We start from the raw sequence: 19,879 nt of genomic DNA, 5'->3' as shown, positions 1-19,879 counted from the left end.
CCCATGGCGACTCGAAGACAACCCGCTGCGCACCCCCTGCTGCCCCTGGACGACCTGCTGCACCGCGCGCGCCAGTGCACGCTGTGCGCGCCCTTCTTGCCGCTGGGCCCGCGCCCGGTGCTGCAGGCGGGCACGGGCGCGCGCATCCTGATTGCCAGCCAGGCGCCGGGGCGCAAGGTGCATGCCTCGGGCGTGCCGTTCGACGACGCCAGCGGCGAGCGGCTGCGCGACTGGCTGCAGCTGCCGCGCGAGGTGTTCTATGACCCGGGGCGCGTGGCCATCGTGCCCATGGGCTTTTGCTACCCGGGCAAGGGCGCCTCGGGCGACGCGCCGCCGCGCCCCGAGTGCGCGCCCACCTGGCGCGCACCGCTGCTGGCGCAGCTGCCGCACATTGCGCTGACGGTGGCCGTGGGCCAGTACGCCATTGGCTGGCACCTGCCGGGCAGCCGCGGCCGGCCACTGGCCGACACCGTGCGTGCCAGCGGCGCCCCGGGCAGCCCGGTGATCGCCCTGCCCCACCCCAGCCCGCGCAACAACGGCTGGCTCAAGCACAACCCGTGGTTCGAGGCCGAATGGCTGCCGGGCGTGCGGGAGCGGGTGGCCGCGGCGCTCACCCAAAATACCAGCCAAATCGGGATCTAGCGCCCGCCGGGCAAGCGCTGGTAGCTATTAAAACAGAAGCGCTACTGCTGCAGCACATCCGCCCCGGCGGGCGGCTTGAAGGTGAAGGTGTCGGCCGCCAGGGCGGGGTTGATCTTCATGCCGGTAAAGCGGATCAGCGAGCGCTGGCCAAAGCTGTCCAGGATGTCCAGCGCCGCCAGCGTCTCGCCGTTAAAGCCCACGCGCACGCTCTTGAGCTGGCCGTCGCGCGCCTTGGGGCTGGCCAACACCCATTGCAGGCCGTCCTGGTCAGGGGCGGATTCCAGCGTGAAGTCGGCCCGCAGCGCCGCCAAGTCGGGCGCGGAGGCCAGCAGCGCGGCGGGCGTGGAGCCGAGCGCCTTGTCCTGCGCACGCTGGGTGACCTGGTTCAGGTCGGCGTCATACAGCCACAGCGTCTTGCCGTCGGCCACGATGGTCTGCTCGAACGGCTTTTGGTAGATGAAGCGAAAGTGCCCCGGCCGCTGGAAGTCGAAAGTGCCGCTGCTGGTCTTGCTGCGCGCGCTCTGGCCGTCCTTCGGGGGCGCGGTCACCGTCTGCGTGAACTGCGCGCTGCCGCTTCTGGCGGCCTTCATGAAGCCTTCCAGGCTGGAAAGGCCGTCAGCCCAGGCCCACTGGGCGCTGGCAGCTATCAAAACAGTAGTAAGAAGTTTCTTCACAACCCTGGGTCCTATTCGCTACGGGAAGGGACAAGCACTTCGCGCTGGCCGTTGCTGGTGAGGGCGCTGACCAGGCCGGCGTTCTCCATGTCCTCCAGCAGCCGCGCCGAACGGTTGTAGCCGATGCGCAGCTTGCGCTGGACGTAGGAGATGCTGGCCTTGCGGTCTTTCAGCACCACCTCCACGGCCTGGTCGTACATGGGATCCTTTTCACCCCCGCTGCCGCCTTCGCCGTCGGGCCCGAAGCCGCTGTCGTCGCCCTCGACGGTACCGCCCTCCAGCACCCCGTCGATGTAGTCCGGCTCCCCCTGGCTCTTGAGGTAGTTGACGACGCGGTGCACTTCCTCGTCCGACACGAAGGCGCCGTGCACCCGCACCGGCAGCCCCGTGCCGCTGGCCATGTAGAGCATGTCGCCCATGCCCAGCAGGGCCTCGGCGCCCATCTGGTCGAGGATGGTGCGGCTGTCGATCTTGCTTGAGACCTGGAAGGCGATGCGCGTGGGGATGTTGGCCTTGATCAGGCCGGTGATCACATCCACGCTGGGCCGCTGGGTCGCCAAGATGAGATGGATGCCGGCGGCGCGGGCCTTTTGCGCCAGGCGGGCGATCAATTCCTCGATCTTCTTGCCCACCACCATCATCAGGTCGGCCAGCTCGTCGATGACGACCACGATGTGCGGCAGGCGCGCCAATGGCTCGGGCTCTTCGGGCGTCAGGCTGAAGGGGTTGGGGATGAACTCCTCGCGCGCCTTGGCTTCGTCGATCTTGGTGTTGTAGCCCGCCAGGTTGCGCACGCCCAGCTTGCTCATCAGCTTATAGCGCCGCTCCATCTCGGCCACGCACCAGTTCAGGCCGTGGGCGGCTTGCTTCATGTCGGTGACCACGGGCGCCAGCAGGTGCGGGATGCCTTCATAGACCGACATTTCCAGCATCTTGGGGTCGATCATCAGCAGGCGCACGTCGCGCGCCTCGGCCTTGTACAGCAGGCTCAGGATCATGGCGTTGATGCCCACCGACTTGCCCGAGCCGGTGGTGCCTGCCACCAGGCAGTGCGGCATCTTGGCCAGGTCGGCCACCACGGGCGCGCCCACGATGTCCTTGCCCAGGCCCACGGTGAGCATGCTCTTGGCGTCGTGATAGACCTGCGAGCCCAGGACTTCCGACAACCGGATGGTCTGGCGCCGGGCGTTGGGCAACTCCAGCGCCATGGTGGTCTTGCCCGGGATGGTCTCGACCACACGGATGGACACCAGCGACAGCGAGCGCGCCAGGTCCTTGGCCAGGTTGACGATCTGCGAGCCCTTGACGCCCGTGGCCGGCTCGATCTCGTAGCGCGTGATGACCGGGCCGGGCGCGGCGGCCACCACGACCACCTCCACGCCGAAGTCGCCCAGCTTCTTCTCGATCAGGCGGCTGGTCATCTCCAGGGTATCGGCGGACACGCTTTCCTGGCGCGCCTGGGCCGCGTCCAGCAGGTCCACCTGCGGCAGGGCGTTGTCCTGGATCTCGGTGAACAGGGGCTTTTGCCGCTCCTTGACCACGCGGGTGCTGGGCGCCGGCTCGCTCGGCTGCGGCTCGACGATGGTGACGGGGGCGTGCGCCAGCGCGGCCGGCGCCGGCGCCAGCGGGGCATCGGCATGGGGCTCCTCGCGCACCGCCGGGCCCTGGCGCTCGCGCGCCGCGCGCCGGCCCACGGCCGCGTCGCGCACGCGCTCACGCCGCGCCCGGCCGGCCTGCACCACGGCGTCGATGCGCCCGCCCAGGCGCTCGGCCAGCAGCCCCCAGGAAAAGTGAAACACCAGGCCCGCGCCCAGCACTACCAGCACCACGCCGGCCAGCCCCGAGCCGGTAAAACCCAGCCATTTGACGGCCAGCGGCCCCATCAGGTAGCCCAGCACGCCGCCGGCGTGGCCCGGCAGCAGGCCTTCAAAGCGGTACAGGCGCGACCATTCCAGCGCGCAGCTGGCGCACAGCAGCAGCACCAGCCCCAGCCAGTACAGGCTGCGGCGCAGCCAGGGGTGCGAGGGCGCCGCGCCGCCCGCGTGCTGGCCGCCGCGCATCCAGTGCGCCAGCGAGGCCAGCCAGGCATGCACGGCCGCCGCCACCGCCCACCAGACGGAAAAGCCCAGGGTGAAATAGGAGGCATCGGCCGCCCAGGCCCCCAGGCGGCCGACCCAGTTGGCCACCGCGGCGTGCTCGGGCACTCCGGTGGTGGACCAGGCCGCGTCCTGCGGCGAAAAGCTGGCCAGCGACAGCAGCCAGAACACCAGCGCCAGCAGCCCTGCGATCAGGCTGAGTTCATGGCCGAAGCGGGCCACGCCGCCGCGCCCCGCCCCCTTGGCTTGCGAGGTGGCGTTCAGGGTATTGAGGGAATAGGTCATAGAGCGAAAGGCCAAGCGCGAAAGCTTACCCCATGCCTTTGGCGGGGCGATGGCCGCTCCCTACAATGGCCCGGCCGGGCGCCGCAGCGCCCCCTCCCCCTCTCCCATCGCACCACTTTGACGACGTCCACCATGTCCACTACGCAACACGCCAAAGTCCTGATCCTGGGCTCGGGCCCCGCCGGCTACACCGCCGCCGTCTATGCCGCGCGCGCCAACCTGCAGCCCATGCTGATCACCGGCATGGCCCAGGGCGGCCAGCTGATGACCACCACCGAGGTGGACAACTGGCCGGCCGACCCCCTGGGCGTGCAGGGCCCGGACCTGATGCAGCGCTTCCTGGAGCACGCCGAGCGCTTCAAGACCCAGATCATCTTCGACCACATCAGCGCCGTCGATCTTTCCAAGCGCCCCTTCACCCTGACGGGCGACAGCGGCCAGTACACCTGCGACTCGCTCATCATCGCCACCGGCGCCTCGGCCAAGTACCTGGGTCTGCCGTCCGAAGCCGCCTTCATGGGCCGCGGCGTGTCGGCCTGCGCCACCTGCGACGGCTTCTTCTACCGCGAGCAGGACGTGTGCGTGATCGGCGGGGGCAACACCGCCGTGGAAGAGGCGCTGTACCTGTCCAACATCGCGCGCAAGGTAACGCTGGTGCACCGGCGCGACAAGTTCCGCGCCGAGCCCATCCTGATCGACAAGCTGATGGAAAAGGTGGCAGACGGCAAGATCGAGCTGAAGACCCACTTCACGCTCGACGAAGTGCTGGGCGACGACTCGGGCGTGACCGGCATCCGCGTCAAGAGCACCGAGGACGGCCGCACCGAGGACATTGCGCTGCAGGGCTGCTTCATCGCCATCGGCCACGCGCCCAACACCGACATCTTCCAGGGCCAGCTGCAGATGGAGGGCGGCTACATCGCCACCCAGGGCGGCCACCAGGGCTTTGCCACGCAGACCAGCGTGCCCGGCGTGTTCGCCGCCGGCGACGTGCAGGACTACACCTACCGCCAGGCCATCACCAGCGCCGGCACCGGCTGCATGGCGGCGCTGGACGCGCAGCGCTTCCTGGAGCAGACCGAGTAAACCTGCCGGCCAGCCCCCAGCCGGGGCGAGGCGAGGCGAGGCGGGTCGCAGACCTATACTCGCCCCTTGTTTCGGGTGCCGGCGCGCGCTGCCTTTTTCAGGCAGCCAGCGCTGGTGAAACGGGAAGCCGGTGCCGCCCTGCCAGCCAGGGCCATTCCGGCGCAGCCCCCGCTGCTGTAAGCCTGACGACGCCGCATCATCCAGCCACTGCGCCCCACTGCCGGGCGCGGGAAGGCGCGGCCGAGGACGAAGGTGAGCCAGAAGACCGGCCCGAAGCGTTCAAGGTACGGGCTTCGGGGACGGAGCCGGGCCTGCGCCGTCCGGTCAATGCTGCCTTGCGCAGCGCCTGCCCGCGCCGCCTGCAGCACCCGCTTTTCTCGGTCCATCCCCAGCGCCCCTGCCGCCCTGCAATCCTGGCGCAAAGGACTGGACCATGCACATCGAACCCGGCGTCGTTGACGGCGCAAAAATCTTCCTCAGCTATGCCAGCGCCGCCGCGCTGCTGGCCACTACGGCCCTGGCCGGCGCGCGCGCGCTGCGCGAGCAGGGCGCTGCCGCCCTGGCCGGGCGCAGCCTGCTGGCGGCGCTGCTGGTGTTTTGCTCGTTCGAGGTGCTGCCGCACCACCCGGTGGGCGTGTCCGAGGTGCACCTGATCCTGGGCAGCACGCTGCTGCTGCTGTTCGGGCCGGCGGCCGCCGCCATCGGCCTGGCCGCCGGGCTGCTGGTGCAGGGCCTGTTCTTCGCCCTGCCCGACCTGCTGCAGTACGGCATGAACGTGACCACGCTGCTGGCGCCCCTGTTCGCCACGGCGGCGCTGGCGCGGCGCATCACCGCCCCGCACACGCGCTATGTGGACCTGAGCTATGGCCAGGCTTTCAGGCTGTCGCTGGCCTACCAGGGCGGCATCGTCGCCTGGGTGGCCTTCTGGGCGCTGTACGGCCACGGCGTGGGCGCAGACAACCTGCAGCAGATCGCCTCCTTTGGCGGCGCCTACCTGCTGGTCATCCTGGTCGAGCCGCTGGTGGACCTGGGCGTGCTGGCCGCCGCCAAGGCGGCCCGCCGCCTGCATGGCTCGGCGCTGCTGGAGCGCCGCCTGTTTGTTGCCGGAGCATGACGAGATGAACCAGGACACCCGCCCCGCACTGGGCAAGATCCCCGCCACCGTCATCACCGGCTTTCTGGGCAGCGGCAAGACCACGCTGCTGCGCCACGTGCTGGCCAATGCCGCGGGCCGGCGCATCGCCGTCATCGTCAACGAGTTCGGCGAGCTGGGCATCGACGGCGACATCTTGAGAGCCTGCGGCATCGGCTGCGAGGACGAGGGCGGCGAAGGCGGCGAGCAGGCCGGCCAGCTGTACGAACTGGCCAACGGCTGCATGTGTTGCACGGTGCAGGAGGAATTCTTCCCCGTCATGCAGCAGCTGGCCGCGCGCCGCCACGAGATCGACGCCGTGCTGATCGAAACCAGCGGCCTGGCCCTGCCCAAACCCCTGGTGCAGGCCTTCCAGTGGCCCGAGATCGCCGGCGCCTTCACGGTGGACGCGGTGGTCACCGTAGTGGACACGCCCGCGGCTGCCGCCGGCCAGTTCGCCGCCCACCCCGAGGCGGTGGACGCCCAGCGCCGCGCCGACCCCAACCTGGACCACGAATCGCCCCTGCACGAGCTGTTCGAGGACCAGCTCTCCGCGGCCGACCTGGTGGTGCTGAACAAGTGCGACCTGGTGGGCGCGGCCACCTTGGCCGAGGTCGAGGCCCTGGTGCGCGCCGAGCTGCCGCCCGCAGTCAAGGTGGTGCACGCCACCGAAGGCCGCCTGCCGCTGGAGGTGCTGCTGGGCCTGCAGCGCGCCGCCGAGACCACCATCGACCAGCGCGCCAGCCACCATGACCACGACGAAGACCACGACCACGACGAGTTCGATTCCTTCGACGTGGCGCTGCCCCCGGTCGAGCGCGAGGCGCTGATCGCCGCGCTGCAGCAGCTGGTGGCCAGCCAGCCCATCCTGCGCACCAAGGGCTTCGCGGCCCTGCCGGGCAAGCCGATGCGCCTGTTGGTGCAGGGCGTGGGCGCGCGCTTCACGCACCACTTCGACCGCCCCTGGCGCGAGGGCGAGGAGCGGTGCACGCGGCTGGTCTTCATCGGCCAGGGCCTGGACGAGGCCGCGGTGCGCGCCGCACTGGCGCCGCTCGCGGCGTGACTTGCTTCTATTTTGATAGCTTCTCGCGCTTTCCCGGCGCGGGCTACAGGGCTTTTTCTCCATGCACCTGCTGAGCACCCGCCCCGGCGGCTTCGTCGAGGACGACAGCGCCGTCATCTGCCTGGAGCAAACCCCGGCCGACATCGTGGTGCTCAGCAGCGCCGACACCACGCTGTCTCTGCTGGCCGCCGCGCGCGCCCAGCTGGCGCAAACGGACCCGGGCTTTCCCGGCCTGCGCCTGGCCAACCTGCTGCACCTGCGCGGCAACGCCTCGCTGGACCGCTACGCCGACGAGGTGCTGCGGCATGCCCGCGTGGTCGTCGTCGATCACCTGGGCTCGGAATCCACCTGGCCCTACGGCATCCAGCAGCTGGCCGCGCTGGCGCGCCAGCACGGGCAGGCGCTGACGCTGTTCTCGGGTGACCTGACCGAAGACCCCGAACTGCTGGCGCGCGGCACCCTGCCCGCGGACACCGGCCGGCTGCTGTGGCGCTACCTGCGCGCCGGCGGCAGCGCCAACGCCCTGCAGTTTTTGCGCGCCGCCGCCTTCCACGGCATGGGCCACGGCGTCGAGCCCGAGCCCCCGCGCCCCCTGCCCCAGGTGGCGCTGCACGTGCCCGCCGCCTGGGCCGCGGCCCATGCCGATGCGCACAACGCTGCCCACGCCGATGCACACGCCGATCCGCTGGCCGCCCTGCAGCGCGCCTGGCACGCCGGCGCGCCGGTGGTGGCGCTGGTGTTCTACCGCTCGCACCTGCTGGCGGGCAACACCGCCGTGTTCGACGACCTGGCGCTGGCGCTGCACGCGCGCGGGCTCAACGCGCTGCCGCTGGCGCTGGACTCGCTCAAGGACCCGCTGTGCCTGGCCACGCTGCGCCAGCTGTGCCAGCAGCACACGGCGCAGCTGGTGCTCAACACCACCGCCTTCGCCGCGCTGGGCCACGAGGGCGGCGGCGCCCCGCAGCCGGCGCTGGCCGGCGACGCGCCGGTGCTGCAGGTCATCGTCAGCGGCGCCGACCGGGACGGCTGGCTGCAAGACAGCCAGGGCCTGCGCCCGCGCGACATCGCCATGCAGGTCGTGCTGCCGGAGATGGACGGGCGCATCGTCACCCGCGCCGTCAGCTTCAAGGCCGGCACCGAGCGCTGCCCCCACACCCAGGTGGACCTGGTGCGCTACCGCAGCGAGGGCGACCGCATCGACTTCGTGGCCGAGCTCAGCCAGCGCTGGTGCCGCCTGCGCCAGCTGCCTGCTGCCGACAAGCGCCTGGCGCTGATCCTGGCCAACTACCCCGGCAGCGAAGGCCGCATCGGCAGCGGCGTGGGGCTGGACACGCCCGCCTCGGTCATCCAGCTGCTACACCTGCTGCGCCGCGAAGGCCACGACCTGGGCGACGCCGCCGATCTGCCCGCGGACGGCGACGCGCTGATGCGCCGCCTGACGGAGGGCATCGCCAACGACCCCGCGCAGTGGCCGCTGCGCCCGGCCTGGCAGAGCCTGGAGCTGGCGCACTACCGCCAGCGCCTGGCCGCCCTGCCTCCGGCCCTGGCCGATGCCATCGACGCGCGCTGGGGCCCGCCCGAGCAGGACCCGGCCCTGCGCCGCGGCCGCTTCATGGTCGCCGGGCTGCGCCTGGGCAAGGTCTTCGTGGGCATCCAGCCGGCGCGCGCCCTGGGCGCGCCGCAGGACTGGGCCAGCTACCACGACGCCGACCTGGTGCCCCCGCACGGCTACCTGGCGTTTTACTTCTGGCTGCAGGGCGCCTTCGGCGTGGACGCCGTGGCGCACGTGGGCAAGCACGGCAACCTGGAATGGCTGCCGGGCAAGAGCCTGGCGCTGTCGGCCAGCTGCTGGCCCGACGCCATCCTGGGCCCCCTGCCGCACCTGTACCCCTTCATCGTCAACGACCCCGGCGAGGGCGCGCAGGCCAAGCGGCGCACGCAGGCCGTGATCATCGACCACCTGATGCCGCCGCTCACCCGCGCGGACAACCACGGCCCCATGCAGGAGCTGGAGCGCCTGGTCGATGAGTTCTACGACGCGCTGCTGGTGGACGGGCGCCGCGCCACCCTGCTGCGCCAGCAGATCCTGGCGATGGTGCGCCAGCAACAGCTGGCCGGCGAGCTGGGCCTGGAGGGCGCGCTGGCGCAGGGCCAGGACGACGCCGTGCTCGAGCGCATCGACGCCTACCTGTGCGAGCTGAAGGAGACGCAGATCCGCGACGGCCTGCACATCTTCGGCGCCAGCCCCCGGAGCCGCCAGCGCCAGGACACCCTGCTGGCGCTGGCCCGCTACGCCAGCGCCGACGGCGCCCCCGGCCTGATCGCCGCCCTGGCCACCGACCTGCTGGGGGACGGCACAGACCCCTTCGCGCCCGCCAGCGCCGAGCCCTTCACCGGCGCGCGGCCTGCGCTGCTGCAACAGGTGAGCGACACGCCCTGGCGCCACTGGGGCGACACGCGCGAACGGCTGGAGCTGCTGGCCGCGCAGCTGCTGGCCCGGCGCCTGGAGCCGCAATCTGAAGAAATTGATAGCTGCTCGCGCTTGTCCAGCAAGGGTTTGAGCCCGATTTCATTGAAAAACACCGACGCCGCGCTGGACCGCGTGCTGCAGGTGCTGGCCCCGCGCCTGGACGCCTGCGGCAGCCAGGAGCTGCACCAGTTCAGCCAGGCGCTGCGCGGGCGCTTCGTACCGCCGGGGCCCAGCGGCTCGCCCTCGCGCGGTCGGCCCGACGTGCTGCCCACGGGGCGCAATTTCTACACCGTGGACACCCGCGCCATCCCCACGCAGACTGCCTGGGCGTTGGGCGAGCGCGCCGCGCGCCAGCTCATCGAGCGCCACCTGCAGGAGCACGGCGAATACCCGCGCAGCCTGGGCCTGTCCGTGTGGGGCACGGCCACCATGCGCACCGGCGGCGACGACATCGCCCAGGCGCTGGCGCTGATCGGCGTGCGCCCGCGCTGGGCGCCGGGCAGCCAGCGCGTGGTGGACTTCGAGGTCATCCCGCGCGTGGGCCTGCACCGCCCGCGGGTGGACGTGACGCTGCGCATCTCCGGCCTGTTTCGCGACGCCTTTCCGGCCACCGTGCAGCTGTTTGACGCCGCCGTGCAGGCCGTGGCCGAGCAAGACGGCGAGGACGAGGAGGACAACCCCATCCGCGCGCGCATCCTGCACGACGCCGCCGCGCTGCAGGCCGGCGGCATGGCCGCCGAGCCGGCGCGCCGGCGCGCCGGCTGGCGCGTGTTCGGCAGCCGCCCGGGCCACTACGGCAGCGGCCTGGAGCTGCTGATGCAGCACGGCCAGTGGCAAGGCGACGCCGACCTGGGCGGCGCCTGGCTGGCCGCCAGCGCCTACGCCTATGGTCAGGCCGACGACGGCAGCGCCGCCGCCGACGTGCTGCCGCTGCGCCTGGCCGGCATGGACGCCGTGCTGCACAACCAGGACAGCCGCGAGCACGACATCCTGGACTCCAGCGACTACTACCTGTTCCAGGGCGGCATGGCCGCCAGCGTGCGCCACCTGTCGGGGCGCCAGCCGGCGCTCTACCACGGCGACCACGGCAACCCCGAACATCCCCGCGTGCGTGCCCTGCAAGAGGAGATCGGCCGCGTGGTGCGCGCGCGCATGGTCAACCCCAAGTGGATCGCCGGCGCCATGCGCCACGGCTACAAGGGCGCCTTCGAGATGGCCGCCAGCGTGGACTACCTGTTCGGCTTCGACGCCACGGCGCGCGTGGTGGGCGACCACCACTACGCCCTGGTGGCCGACGCCTACGCCCTGGACGAGCGCGTGCGCGCCTTCTTCGAGCAGCACAACCCCCAGGCGCTGGCCGACATCCTGGCGCGCCTGCGCGAAGCCATGGCCCGCGGGCTGTGGCAGCAGCCGGGCGACTACGCGCCGCGCCTGCACGAGCTGGCGCTGGCGCACGACGAGCGCATGGAAGGCTGATGCCTTCCGGGACGCCCCCTTATTGATAGCTGCTGGCGCTTGACCCATAAGGCCTGGAACGTGATTTCACCTAAAAACGACGCCCCTGCCGGGCTGCCCCCGCCCTTCCCCTTCGCGGCCATCGCCGGGCAGCCGCAGCTCACCCAGGCGCTGCTGCTGGCGGCCATCGACCCGGCCATCGGCGGCGTGCTGATCGAAGGCCCGCGCGGCACCGCCAAGTCCACCGCCGCGCGGGCGCTGGCGCAGCTGCTGGCGCCGGCGCCCTTCGTCACCGTGCCGCTGGGCGCGGCGCTGGAGCACGTCACCGGCACGCTGGACCTGCAGCAGGCCCTGGCCGGGCACGCCGTGCGTTTTGCCCCGGGGCTGCTGGCGCGCGCCCACGGCGGCGTGCTCTACGTGGACGAGATCAACCTGCTGCCCGACGCCCTGGTGGACGTGCTGCTGGACGCCGCCGCCAGCGGCCTGAACGTGGTCGAACGCGACGGCATCTCGCACCAGCACGCGGCGCGCTTCGTGCTGGTGGGCACCATGAACCCCGAGGAAGGCGAGCTGCGCCCCCAGCTGCTGGACCGCCTGGGCCTGGCCGTGCGGCTGGACAACGTGCAGGGCGCCGCCCAGCGCCAGGCCATCGTGCGCGCGCGCCTGGCGTTCGATGCCGACCCGCAGGCCTTTGCCGCGCGCCACGACGCCGCCCAGCAGCAGCTGGCCACGCAGCTGGCCACCGCCCGCGCCCGGCTGCAGCAAGCCGACGACGCCCTGCCCTGGAGCGACGCCGTGCACGACGCCGTCAGCCGGCACTGCCTGGCCGCGCGCGTGGACGGCCTGCGTGCCGACCTGGTGCTGCTGCGCGCCGCCCGCGCCCTGGCCGCCTGGGAGGGCGCTGCCGCCGTCACGCCCGGGCACGTGGAGCAGGTCGCAGACCTGGTGCTGCGCCACCGCCGCCACCCCGATGCGCCGCCGCCGTCCCCCGCGGCCGCGCAACCGCCCCCGCCTCCACCCCCGCCGCCGCCACAGCCTGCGAATGGCGACCAGGTGCAGGACGTGGACGGCGCGGGCGACGCGCCCGGCGACCCGGGGGCAAATGATTGGGGCGCGCTGCCCCCTGAGCCGGCGCCCATGGCCAGCGCCAAGCCGCTGGCGCCCCTGCGCGGCCTGCTGCCAAAAAAAGCCTGAGCCCCCCGGCCGCGCTGGCAGGTCGCCACGCGGCCGGCGGGGCTGCCCTCCCCCCCTGGCTGCGCGCCGGCGCCGCGGCCACGCCCGCGCAGGCCGGCATCGACTGGCCGCGCACGCTGGCCGCCCGCGGCGCCCAAAGCCTGCAGCCGCAGCACCTGCGCCGATCTGCGCGCGCGGCGCAGGCGCAGGCGCTGCACTGCTTCGTGCTGGACTGCTCGGCGTCCATGCGCGCCGGCGGCCAGCTGGCGCGCGCCAAGGGGGCGCTGCACCTCTTGATGCAGCAGGCCGGCCGCTGGCGCGACCAGGTGGCGCTGGTAGTGCTGGACGGCACCGGCGCCCGCCTGGCCCTGCCCCCCCAACGCGCCCTGGCGCAGGGCTTTGCAAGCGCCCTGGCGCCTCTGCCAGGCGGGGGCGGCACGCCGCTGGCCGCCGCCCTGCAGCTGGCCGACGGCGTGCTTGGCCGCCACACCCGCGGCGCGCGCTGGCTGTGGCTGCTGACCGACGGGCGCACCCGCGCCAGCCCGCCGCGCCCGGCGCACGCCCAGCAGCTGCACGTCATCGACTTCGAGACCGCCCGCCCGCCGCTGGGCCGCGCCCCGGCGCTGGCGGCACTGTGGCAGGCCGGCTACTGGCCGGCCGGCGCGCTGTGGCAGTGACGCCGGGCGCGCCCGCGCCTGCGCCCGCACCTGCGCATCAGGGCGTCGGCAGGGCCTGCAGGCAGTGCAGGATCTGCTGCGCCGCCTCGTCGATGCGCGGGCCGGCGCGCAGCAGCACGTCCAGCTGCGCCGCGGGTAGCACGCACACGCGTTGCTCACGCACGGCGCGCAGGGCCTGCCAGCCGGGGCGCGTGGCCGGCGCCGGGCTGGTGGCCGCCACGACCAGCACGTCCGGGTCGGCGCGCAGCACGAACTCGGGCGAGACCTTCGGAAACGGCCCCAGCCGTGCCGGCACCACGTTGGCCAGGCCCAGGCGCGCCAGCGTCTCGCCGATGAACGAATCCTCGCTGGCGGCGGCCTTGCCGCCGTGCAGCTCCAGATAGACGCGCCGGCCGCGCCAGGGCGGCGGCAGCTGCGCGCGCAGCGCCTGCAGCCGCGCGTCGATGCGCTGCCACTGCGCCTCGCCGGCGCCGGGCCGGCCCACGGCGCGGGCCACCGTCTCCAGGTTGGCGCGGATGTCGGCGTGGCTTTTCGCCTCCAGCACCAGCACCTGCAGGCCCAGCGCCTGCAGGCGGTCGGCGGCGCGGCTGCGCGGGCCCAGCAGCACCAGGTCGGGGCGCAGGGCGACGATGGCCTCCACGTCGGCGTCTGCCAGGCCGCCCACGCGCGGCAGGGCGCGCACGCGCTCGGGCCAGTCGGAGTAGCGGTCAATGCCCAGCAGCCGCTCGCACGCGCCCAGCACGCACACGGCTTCGGTCAGCGAGGGCTGCAGCGCCACGATGGCCTGCGCCGGCGCGGCCCCTGGCGCCGCCGCGCACCACAGCGAAGACGCCGCCGCTGCAGCGCCCAGAACCCAGCGAGAGCGTCGTGGCACGCGAAAGACCTTTGCCGAAAAAAAGAGGGGGAAGCTGGGGAGTGGCAGGCGCCGCGGCAGCGACGGTGCGGGCAATTGCGACATTCTGGCTATAATTGCGGGCTTTGCGAAAACCGGGCGCGCCTTTTTCAGGCCCGCCGCCATTTTCGCAGCCGGGTTACCGCCACCCGTTCCAACTGGCGAGGTGAGGCTGCCGGCCGGCTGCAAGGCGCTGGCAGCCGTGAACGATCGGAGTGTCCTTTCATGGCACGCGTATGCGAAGTAACGGGCAAGAAGCCCATGACCGGGAACAACGTTTCCCACGCCAACAACAAGACCAAGCGCCGCTTTCTGCCCAACCTGCAGCACCGCCGCTTCTGGGTGGAGAGCGAAAACCGCTGGGTGCGCCTGCGCGTTTCCAGCGCCGCCCTGCGTCTGATCGACAAGAACGGCATCGAATCCGTGCTCGCAGACATGCGTGCCCGCGGCCAGGCCTGATTCACTGAAGGAAAAACACCATGGCTGCAAAAGGCGGACGCGAAAAGATCAAGCTGGTGTCCACAGCTGACACCGGTCACTTCTACACCACCACCAAGAACAAGAAGACGATGCCCGAGAAGATCAGCATCATCAAGTTCGACCCCAAGGCTCGCAAGCACGTCGAGTACAAGGAAGCCAAGCTGAAGTAATTCGGCGCCGCTCCTGCAAAAAACCGCCACGGCCCAGTGCCATGGCGGTTTTTTTATTGGGCGTCCTGCCTTGTCGCGGGCGGCACGCACAAGCGCCCGCCCTCAACGCACGGCCTTCACTTGCGCTGCCAGACGGCGGCGAAGAAGCCGTCCGTGCCGTGCAGGTGCGGCCACAGGCGCAGGAAGCGCCCGCCATCCTCGCCGCCGCTGCACAGGCTGGCGGCCTGCTCGACCTTCAGGCCGGCCAGCAGCTCGGCCACCTGCAGCGGCGCGAAGTCGGCATGCGCCTGGCCGAAGGCCTCAGCAATGGCTTCGTTCTCGTCCGGCAGCAGGCTGCAGGTGGCATAGACCAGCCGCCCGCCCGGCTTGACCAGCCGCGCCGCGCTGGCCAGGATGGCCGCCTGCAGCCGCGTCAGTTCGGCCACGGCCGCCGGGGTCTGGCGCCATTTCAGGTCGGGGCTGCGCCGCAGCGTGCCCAGGCCGGAGCACGGCGCGTCCACCAGCACGCGGTCCATCTTGCCGGCCAGGCGCTTGATGCGTTCGTCGCGCTCGTGGGCGATGGCCACCGGGTGCACGTTGGACAGGCCGCTGCGCGCCAGCCGGGGCTTGAGGCCCTCCAGCCGGTGGGCCGACACGTCAAACGCATACAGCCGCCCGGTGCTGCGCATGGCCGCGCCGATGGCCAGCGTCTTGCCGCCGGCGCCGGCGCAAAAGTCCGCCACCATCTCGCCGCGCTTGGCGTCCAGCAGCAGGGCCAGCAGCTGAGAGCCCTCGTCCTGCACCTCCACGGCGCCGCTGGCAAACGCCGGCACCCGGCCCAGCGCCGGCTTGCCGCGCACGTGCAGGCCCCAGGGCGAATACGGCGATGCTTGTGTTTCGATGGCTGCCTGCGCAAGCTCCTTGCGGGCTTGCTCGCGTTTTGCTTTCAAGGTGTTGACGCGCAGGTGCAGCGGCGCGCTGGTGGCCAGGCTGGCGGCGAGGGCCCAGAAGCCCTCCTCGCCCAGCTGGCCCTTCAAGGGCGCGACCAGCCACTCGGGCAGGTTGTGGCGGTGCGGCGCCAGCAGGTCCCCCGGCGGCACGGCGTCGCATTGCGCCAGCCACTGGCGCTCGGGCTCGGTGAGGGCGCCGTGCAGATAGTCGCGCGGGCCGCGCACGGCCTGCGCGTCGGCCGCGCGGGCCTGCTCGTCCTGCACCCGGGCAAAGCCCAGGATGGCCAGGCGCCGCTCGCGCGCTCCGCTGCCCGAGCGGGCCAGCTGCTCCAGCAGCAGCTTGTTGCGCAGCACGGCGTAGGTCACGTCGGCCAGGGTGGCGCGCTCGCGGGGGCCGAGCTGGCGGCGGTCGCGAAAGTAGCGCGCGACCACCGCGTCGGCCGGGTGTTCGAAGGTCAGCACCTGCGCGAGCAGCTCGGCGCAGGCGTCCAGAAGGGCTTTGGGATGCATGGGGCGATTGTCCCATCGCCCCCCATGCCTTCAGACTGCCGCGGGGCCGGCGTGGATGGGCTCGAAGGCCTGGCGCTCGATGTCCTGCAGTGCGGCCGTGTCGCCGGCGGCCCGCACCAGCAGCTGGCCGGGCAGATCCAGCGCGTCCTGCAGCTGCTGGCACAGGGCCCCGCGCGCCGGGGCGTCCAGGCCGTGCAACTGCACGAACAGCAGGTAGATGCGCCGCTGCGGCAGGGCCTTGAGGTGCTTGCGCACCAGCCAGGCCCGCGCCACGGGGCGGCGCAGGGCCAGCTCGGCCTGCAGGTCGGCCAGCTCGAAGGCGCTCAGGTCGTGGCGCGCCACGTGATTGAGCAGCGGCGTGTGGTGCAGCTCCTCGATGGCCTCGTCCTCCGGCGGCTCGGCCTGGCGCACGCGCTCGCGCCACAGCTTCAGGGCCGGCGCGTCGTGCTCGCCGCCGGCCTGGGCGTGTGCCTCCAGGGCCTGCACGGCGGCGCAGGCCACGCCCCAGCGGTGCGTGGGGCTGGCCTCCCACAGCGCTTCGCAGCAGCGCAGGCGCGCGGCGCTGTCGTGCGGCTGCAGGCTGTCCGCCAAGCCCAGCAGCGCGCCGACGTGGCCGGGCTCGCGCGCCAGCACGCGCTCGTACAGCGGCTGCACGGGGGCCTGCGGGTCGAGCCGGCGCAGCAGCCGGGCCAGCTCCACGGTGTCGCCGGCGCCCTGGCCGGCTGCGGCGGCCTGCAGCGCCTGCACGCGCTCTTGCGTGCGCCGCAGGCGGGCGTGGTGCTGCTTCCAGGTGCTGGCGTTGTCCTTGCGCCAGCGGGCGTCGAAGTGCGCCAGCCAGCGCGGCGCCTGCTCGCCCAGCAGCGCCAGCGCACCCCGACGCGACCACGGCGGCAGCGCCGGGCGCGCGCCGGTAAGCGCCTCCACCCGGTCGCGCAGCACGGGGTGGGTGTCATCCACGCTGCTGATGCGCCGCGTGGCGCTGCGCAACGCGGCCTGGGCAAACGCAGGCTCGGGCGGCAGCAGCAGCTGGCGCTGCAGGGCGGCAAACGGGCCGGCAGGCAGCGGCTGCGCCAGCGCGCCGCGCCAGTGCTGACGCCAGAAGTGCTCGCCCAGCCAGGCGCCCTTGATCTCCAGCTCGGTCAGGGCGGCAGCCATCTCCTGGCGGCCCAGCAGGCGCGCCGCCACGCGGTCGGCCTCGTATTCGTCCTGGCGCGCCAGGGCAAAGGTGCGGGCCAGCAGGCGCGGCACGTACCAGTCCAGAAAGGCGCGGGTGGCCACGGCCAGGGGGCTGGCGTCGTCCTCCATGCCCTGGTACAGCCGCTGCCAGCCCAGGCGGGCGCGGTAGATCCAGGCGGCAAAGCGGCCGTGGTCGCCGCGCAGGTGGCCGTATTCATGGGCCAGCACGGCCAGCAGGCGGCGCTGGTCCAGCGCCATGAGCAGCGGCAGGCCCACGGTCAGCTGGTTGCGCGCGCCGCCCAGCACGCCAAAGCGCGGCTCCTGGCGGATGCAGGCGTTGAAGTCGTCGTCCAGATAGACCTCGTGGATGGGCGGGCCCTTGATCTTGCGGCGGATGCGCTCCAGCGCCTCGAACAGCGCCGGCGCCTCGCGCGCGGTGATCTGCACGCCCTGCGCCGGGCTGCGCGGCAGCCACAGCGCACGCAGGCTGAGCCACAGCAGGCCGCAGGCGGCAAAGGCCAGCCACACCCAGGCGAAGCGCAAGCGCCCCTGGAGGAGCCGGGGCAACACCCATGCCAGCAGTCCGCCAGACAGCGCCAGGCAGCCCAGCACCCAGGCATAGCCCAGCGCCGCGAAGGCGGCCACGCCGCGACGGTAGGCACGGCTGTTGTCGGCGCTGGCCATCTCGCTCACGCGCACCAGGTGTATGAAGTCGGCCTGCTCCATCGCCCGTCCCCTCTCTTGTGTTGTGTCGTTGTGGGCAGGCGCGGATGCTAACCGGGGGCGGCGGGGTTTGCAGGGCTTCAAGCCAAATCGGCCTCCAGCGCTTGTGCAGCAAGCGCTGGCAGCTCCTTTTTCAGGAGCGCTAAGCCGGCCAGACTCAGCGCCTGTCGCCCTGCGGCGCGGCGCTCCGTTGTCCTACCGGGGGGCCACAGGCAGCGCGATACGGTGGGAAGCCAGACAACCACTGCGCACACGCTGCACACGAAGGAGAGCCCCATGGACTATCTGCTGCAAGGCATGTTCGGCGAGAAATCGCTGACCAAGGTCGTGGCGCTGTTTGCCGACAAGGCCAGTGCCGAAGCCATGATCGGACGGGTGCTGCGGCTGCCGGGCATGGAGCCCGGCCAGGTGCGCCTGCTGAGCCAGCAGGACCTGCGCACCCACCGCGCCGACCTTTTCGGCCGCAAGATGGAGCCCGAGCAGCGCGGCATCTTCCAGACCGCCTTCCGCGCCCACCTGGTGGCGGGCTTTGGCGGCTTTGTGCTGGGGCTGCTGCTGTACGCCTACTTCATGTCCACCGGCCAGCCCATGGTGACCAGCAGCCCGCTGCTGGCCTTCATTGCCATTGTGGGCTTTGCCACCACCTTCGGCCTGCTGCTGGGCGGCCTCATCACCATCCGCCCGGACCACGTGCGCGTAATCGCCAAGACGCGCGCCGCCCTGCGCGGCGGGCAGTGGGCGCTGGTGGTGCACCCCACGGATTCGCACCAGACGCAGCTGGCGCAGGAGCTGCTGGAGGGCAGCGGCGCCACGGTGATGCGCACGCTGTAAATAGCGCTTCTCAAATAGCGCTTTCCGCCCCATCCGGCCGGAGCGCCCGCGCAGCTTGCGCGAGGCGCTCCTATTTTTGCAGCAGATGCGCCAGCACGGCGCGCGGGTAGATGACGTGCTCCTGCGCCAGCACCCGCGCCGCCAGGGTCTGGGCGGTGTCGCCGGGCAGCACCGGCACCACGGCCTGGTCCAGGATGGGGCCCACGTCCAGCTCGGCCGTCACCTCGTGCACCGTGCAGCCGGCAAAGCGGCAGCCCGCGTCGATGGCGCGCTGGTGCGTGTCCAGCCCGGTGAAGGCTGGCAGCAGCGAGGGGTGGATGTTGACCAGCCGCCCGGCGAAGCGCTCGACGAAGGCCGGGGTCAGGATGCGCATGAAGCCGGCCAGCACGACCAGGGCGGGGTCATGGGCGATGATGGCCTGCGCCAGCGCGGCGTCGAACGCCTCGCGCGAGGGATAGGCCTTGTGGTCCAGCACCTCGGTGGCGATGCCCTGCTCGCGGGCGAAGGCCAAGCCGGCGGCGGCCTCCCGGTTGCTCAGCACGGCGGCCACGCGGATGCCGTGGCGGCCCGCCCAGTCCTGCTGGCGCGCCGCGCGCACGATGGCCGCCATGTTGGAGCCGCCGCCCGAGATCAGAATCACGATGTTTTTGCTCATTGGCGCGGATTATCCGTGCCGCTTCCCTGCCCTCTCGCCATGCCATTCGACACCCGCACCCAGCCCCTGACCCCCGCGCAGGCCCGCGTATTGGCCACCCTAATGGAGAAGTCGCGCACCGTGCCCGACAGCTATCCGCTCACCCTGAACAGCCTGCTGGCCGGCTGCAACCAAAAGAGCAGCCGCGACCCGGTCATGCAGCTGGACGAGGCCGCTGCCGCCCAGGCGCTGGACGAGCTGCGCCAGCGCGCCCTGGTGGTGGAGATCGGCGGCGCCCGCGTGGCACGCTGGGAGCACAACTTTGCCCGCGGCGCAGGCGTGCCCGACCAGTCCGCCGTGCTGCTGGCACTGCTGGCGCTGCGCGGCCCGCAGACGGCCGGCGAGCTGCGCATCAACGCCGAGCGCTGGCACCGCTTTGCCGACATTTCCTCCGTGGAGGCCTTCCTGGACGAGCTGGCCGAGCGCAGCGACGAGCGCGGCGGCCCGCTGGTCGTGCTGCTGCCGCGCGCGCCCGGCGCCCGCGAAAGCCGCTGGGCGCACCTGCTGTGCGGGCCGGTGGACGTGCAGGCGCTGCAGGAGGCGGCCCAGCCGCAGGGCACGGCACCCGGGGGCAGCGCCCTGCAGCCCCGCGTGGAGGCGCTGGAAGCCGAAGTGGCCGCGCTGCGCGCCAGGCTCGAGCAACTGCGCGCCGAGCTGGGCCTGGCGCCCCAGCCACTCGCCTGACAAACCCGCCCGGCGCGACCATGTCGCCGCCTGGACA

At 72.3% G+C, this 19,879-nt stretch carries 17 protein-coding genes and 1 riboswitch; of the genes, 11 read left to right on the top strand and 6 right to left on the bottom strand.

What is annotated here, in order from left to right; genetic code table 11:
• The first annotated feature begins 3 nt into the window (after window positions 1-3).
• On the top strand, window positions 4-642 hold the full coding sequence (locus C7H73_RS05430) for a uracil-DNA glycosylase family protein (protein ID WP_106845714.1): 639 nt from the start codon (window positions 4-6) through the stop codon (window positions 640-642).
• Between the two features lie 41 nt (window positions 643-683).
• Here the strand turns inward: C7H73_RS05430 and lolA are convergent, their stop codons facing one another.
• Both lolA and C7H73_RS15850 read right to left on the bottom strand, forming a co-directional pair.
• On the bottom strand, window positions 684-1,316 hold the full coding sequence (gene lolA / locus C7H73_RS05425) for an outer membrane lipoprotein chaperone LolA (protein ID WP_106845713.1): 633 nt from the start codon (window positions 1,314-1,316) through the stop codon (window positions 684-686).
• A gap of 11 nt (window positions 1,317-1,327) precedes the next feature.
• Window positions 1,328-3,697 carry a DNA translocase FtsK gene (locus C7H73_RS15850; protein WP_106845712.1) on the bottom strand — a complete coding sequence of 790 codons (2,370 nt, stop codon included), beginning with the start codon at window positions 3,695-3,697 and terminating at the stop codon, window positions 1,328-1,330.
• A 132-nt stretch (window positions 3,698-3,829) separates the two neighbouring features.
• Here C7H73_RS15850 and trxB point away from each other — a divergent pair, with 132 nt between their 5' ends.
• The 6 genes from trxB (at window position 3,830) to C7H73_RS05390 (ending at window position 12,753) form a co-directional block, all read left to right on the top strand.
• On the top strand, window positions 3,830-4,783 hold the full coding sequence (trxB, locus tag C7H73_RS05415; protein WP_106845711.1) for a thioredoxin-disulfide reductase: 954 nt from the start codon (window positions 3,830-3,832) through the stop codon (window positions 4,781-4,783).
• Window positions 4,784-4,839: 56 nt separating this feature from the next.
• Window positions 4,840-5,071, top strand: a riboswitch (cobalamin riboswitch).
• A gap of 145 nt (window positions 5,072-5,216) precedes the next feature.
• Complete coding sequence (locus C7H73_RS05410; protein WP_106845710.1) at window positions 5,217-5,897, top strand: energy-coupling factor ABC transporter permease; 681 nt, start codon at window positions 5,217-5,219, stop codon at window positions 5,895-5,897.
• Window positions 5,898-5,901: 4 nt separating this feature from the next.
• Window positions 5,902-6,978, top strand: coding sequence for a cobalamin biosynthesis protein CobW (cobW, locus tag C7H73_RS05405; protein WP_106845709.1), 1,077 nt, complete (start codon window positions 5,902-5,904; stop codon window positions 6,976-6,978).
• 61 nt (window positions 6,979-7,039) lie between these two features.
• Window positions 7,040-10,924 (top strand): cobaltochelatase subunit CobN, encoded by a 3,885-nt coding sequence (gene cobN / locus C7H73_RS05400; RefSeq protein WP_106845708.1) that lies wholly within the window; start codon window positions 7,040-7,042, stop codon window positions 10,922-10,924.
• Between the two features lie 63 nt (window positions 10,925-10,987).
• Window positions 10,988-12,097 (top strand): ATP-binding protein, encoded by a 1,110-nt coding sequence (locus tag C7H73_RS05395; protein ID WP_106847547.1) that lies wholly within the window; start codon window positions 10,988-10,990, stop codon window positions 12,095-12,097.
• A gap of 203 nt (window positions 12,098-12,300) precedes the next feature.
• A complete protein-coding gene (locus C7H73_RS05390; RefSeq protein ID WP_227001426.1) occupies window positions 12,301-12,753 on the top strand; it encodes a vWA domain-containing protein in 453 nt (150 codons plus the stop codon).
• Between the two features lie 37 nt (window positions 12,754-12,790).
• Here C7H73_RS05390 and C7H73_RS05385 read toward each other — a convergent pair whose 3' ends face one another.
• The gene (locus C7H73_RS05385; RefSeq protein ID WP_227001425.1) at window positions 12,791-13,627 is read right to left on the bottom strand and encodes an ABC transporter substrate-binding protein; all 837 of its coding nucleotides are present in this window, start codon (window positions 13,625-13,627) and stop codon (window positions 12,791-12,793) included.
• A gap of 243 nt (window positions 13,628-13,870) precedes the next feature.
• On the opposite strand from C7H73_RS05385, the gene rpmB reads away from it, so the two are divergent.
• A complete protein-coding gene (gene rpmB, locus C7H73_RS05380) occupies window positions 13,871-14,104 on the top strand; it encodes a 50S ribosomal protein L28 (protein ID WP_106845705.1) in 234 nt (77 codons plus the stop codon).
• A gap of 20 nt (window positions 14,105-14,124) precedes the next feature.
• Window positions 14,125-14,295, top strand: a complete 171-nt coding sequence (rpmG, locus tag C7H73_RS05375; RefSeq protein WP_106845704.1) for a 50S ribosomal protein L33 — start codon at window positions 14,125-14,127, stop codon at window positions 14,293-14,295.
• 116 nt (window positions 14,296-14,411) lie between these two features.
• On the opposite strand, the gene C7H73_RS05370 is transcribed toward rpmG, so the two are convergent.
• Together C7H73_RS05370 and C7H73_RS05365 are read right to left on the bottom strand one after the other, a co-directional pair.
• On the bottom strand, window positions 14,412-15,734 hold the full coding sequence (locus tag C7H73_RS05370) for an RsmB/NOP family class I SAM-dependent RNA methyltransferase (protein WP_106845703.1): 1,323 nt from the start codon (window positions 15,732-15,734) through the stop codon (window positions 14,412-14,414).
• 30 nt (window positions 15,735-15,764) lie between these two features.
• A complete protein-coding gene (locus C7H73_RS05365) occupies window positions 15,765-17,636 on the bottom strand; it encodes a M48 family metallopeptidase (protein WP_106845702.1) in 1,872 nt (623 codons plus the stop codon).
• 273 nt (window positions 17,637-17,909) lie between these two features.
• Between C7H73_RS05365 and C7H73_RS05360 the strand changes: the two genes are divergently transcribed.
• Window positions 17,910-18,464 (top strand): hypothetical protein, encoded by a 555-nt coding sequence (locus tag C7H73_RS05360; protein WP_106845701.1) that lies wholly within the window; start codon window positions 17,910-17,912, stop codon window positions 18,462-18,464.
• 70 nt (window positions 18,465-18,534) lie between these two features.
• Here the strand turns inward: C7H73_RS05360 and purN are convergent, their stop codons facing one another.
• A complete protein-coding gene (gene purN, locus C7H73_RS05355; RefSeq protein ID WP_106845700.1) occupies window positions 18,535-19,119 on the bottom strand; it encodes a phosphoribosylglycinamide formyltransferase in 585 nt (194 codons plus the stop codon).
• Between the two features lie 39 nt (window positions 19,120-19,158).
• Here purN and C7H73_RS05350 point away from each other — a divergent pair, with 39 nt between their 5' ends.
• The gene (locus tag C7H73_RS05350) at window positions 19,159-19,842 is read left to right on the top strand and encodes a YceH family protein (protein ID WP_106845699.1); all 684 of its coding nucleotides are present in this window, start codon (window positions 19,159-19,161) and stop codon (window positions 19,840-19,842) included.
• The last annotated feature ends 37 nt before the right edge of the window (window positions 19,843-19,879 follow it).

Source organism: Pulveribacter suum, from assembly GCF_003013695.1.
In the GTDB taxonomy this organism is placed as follows: Bacteria; Pseudomonadota; Gammaproteobacteria; order Burkholderiales; family Burkholderiaceae_C; genus Melaminivora; species Melaminivora suum.
The sequence above is the reverse complement of the archived record's forward strand: the minus strand, read 5'-3'. Positions and strand labels throughout refer to the sequence as shown.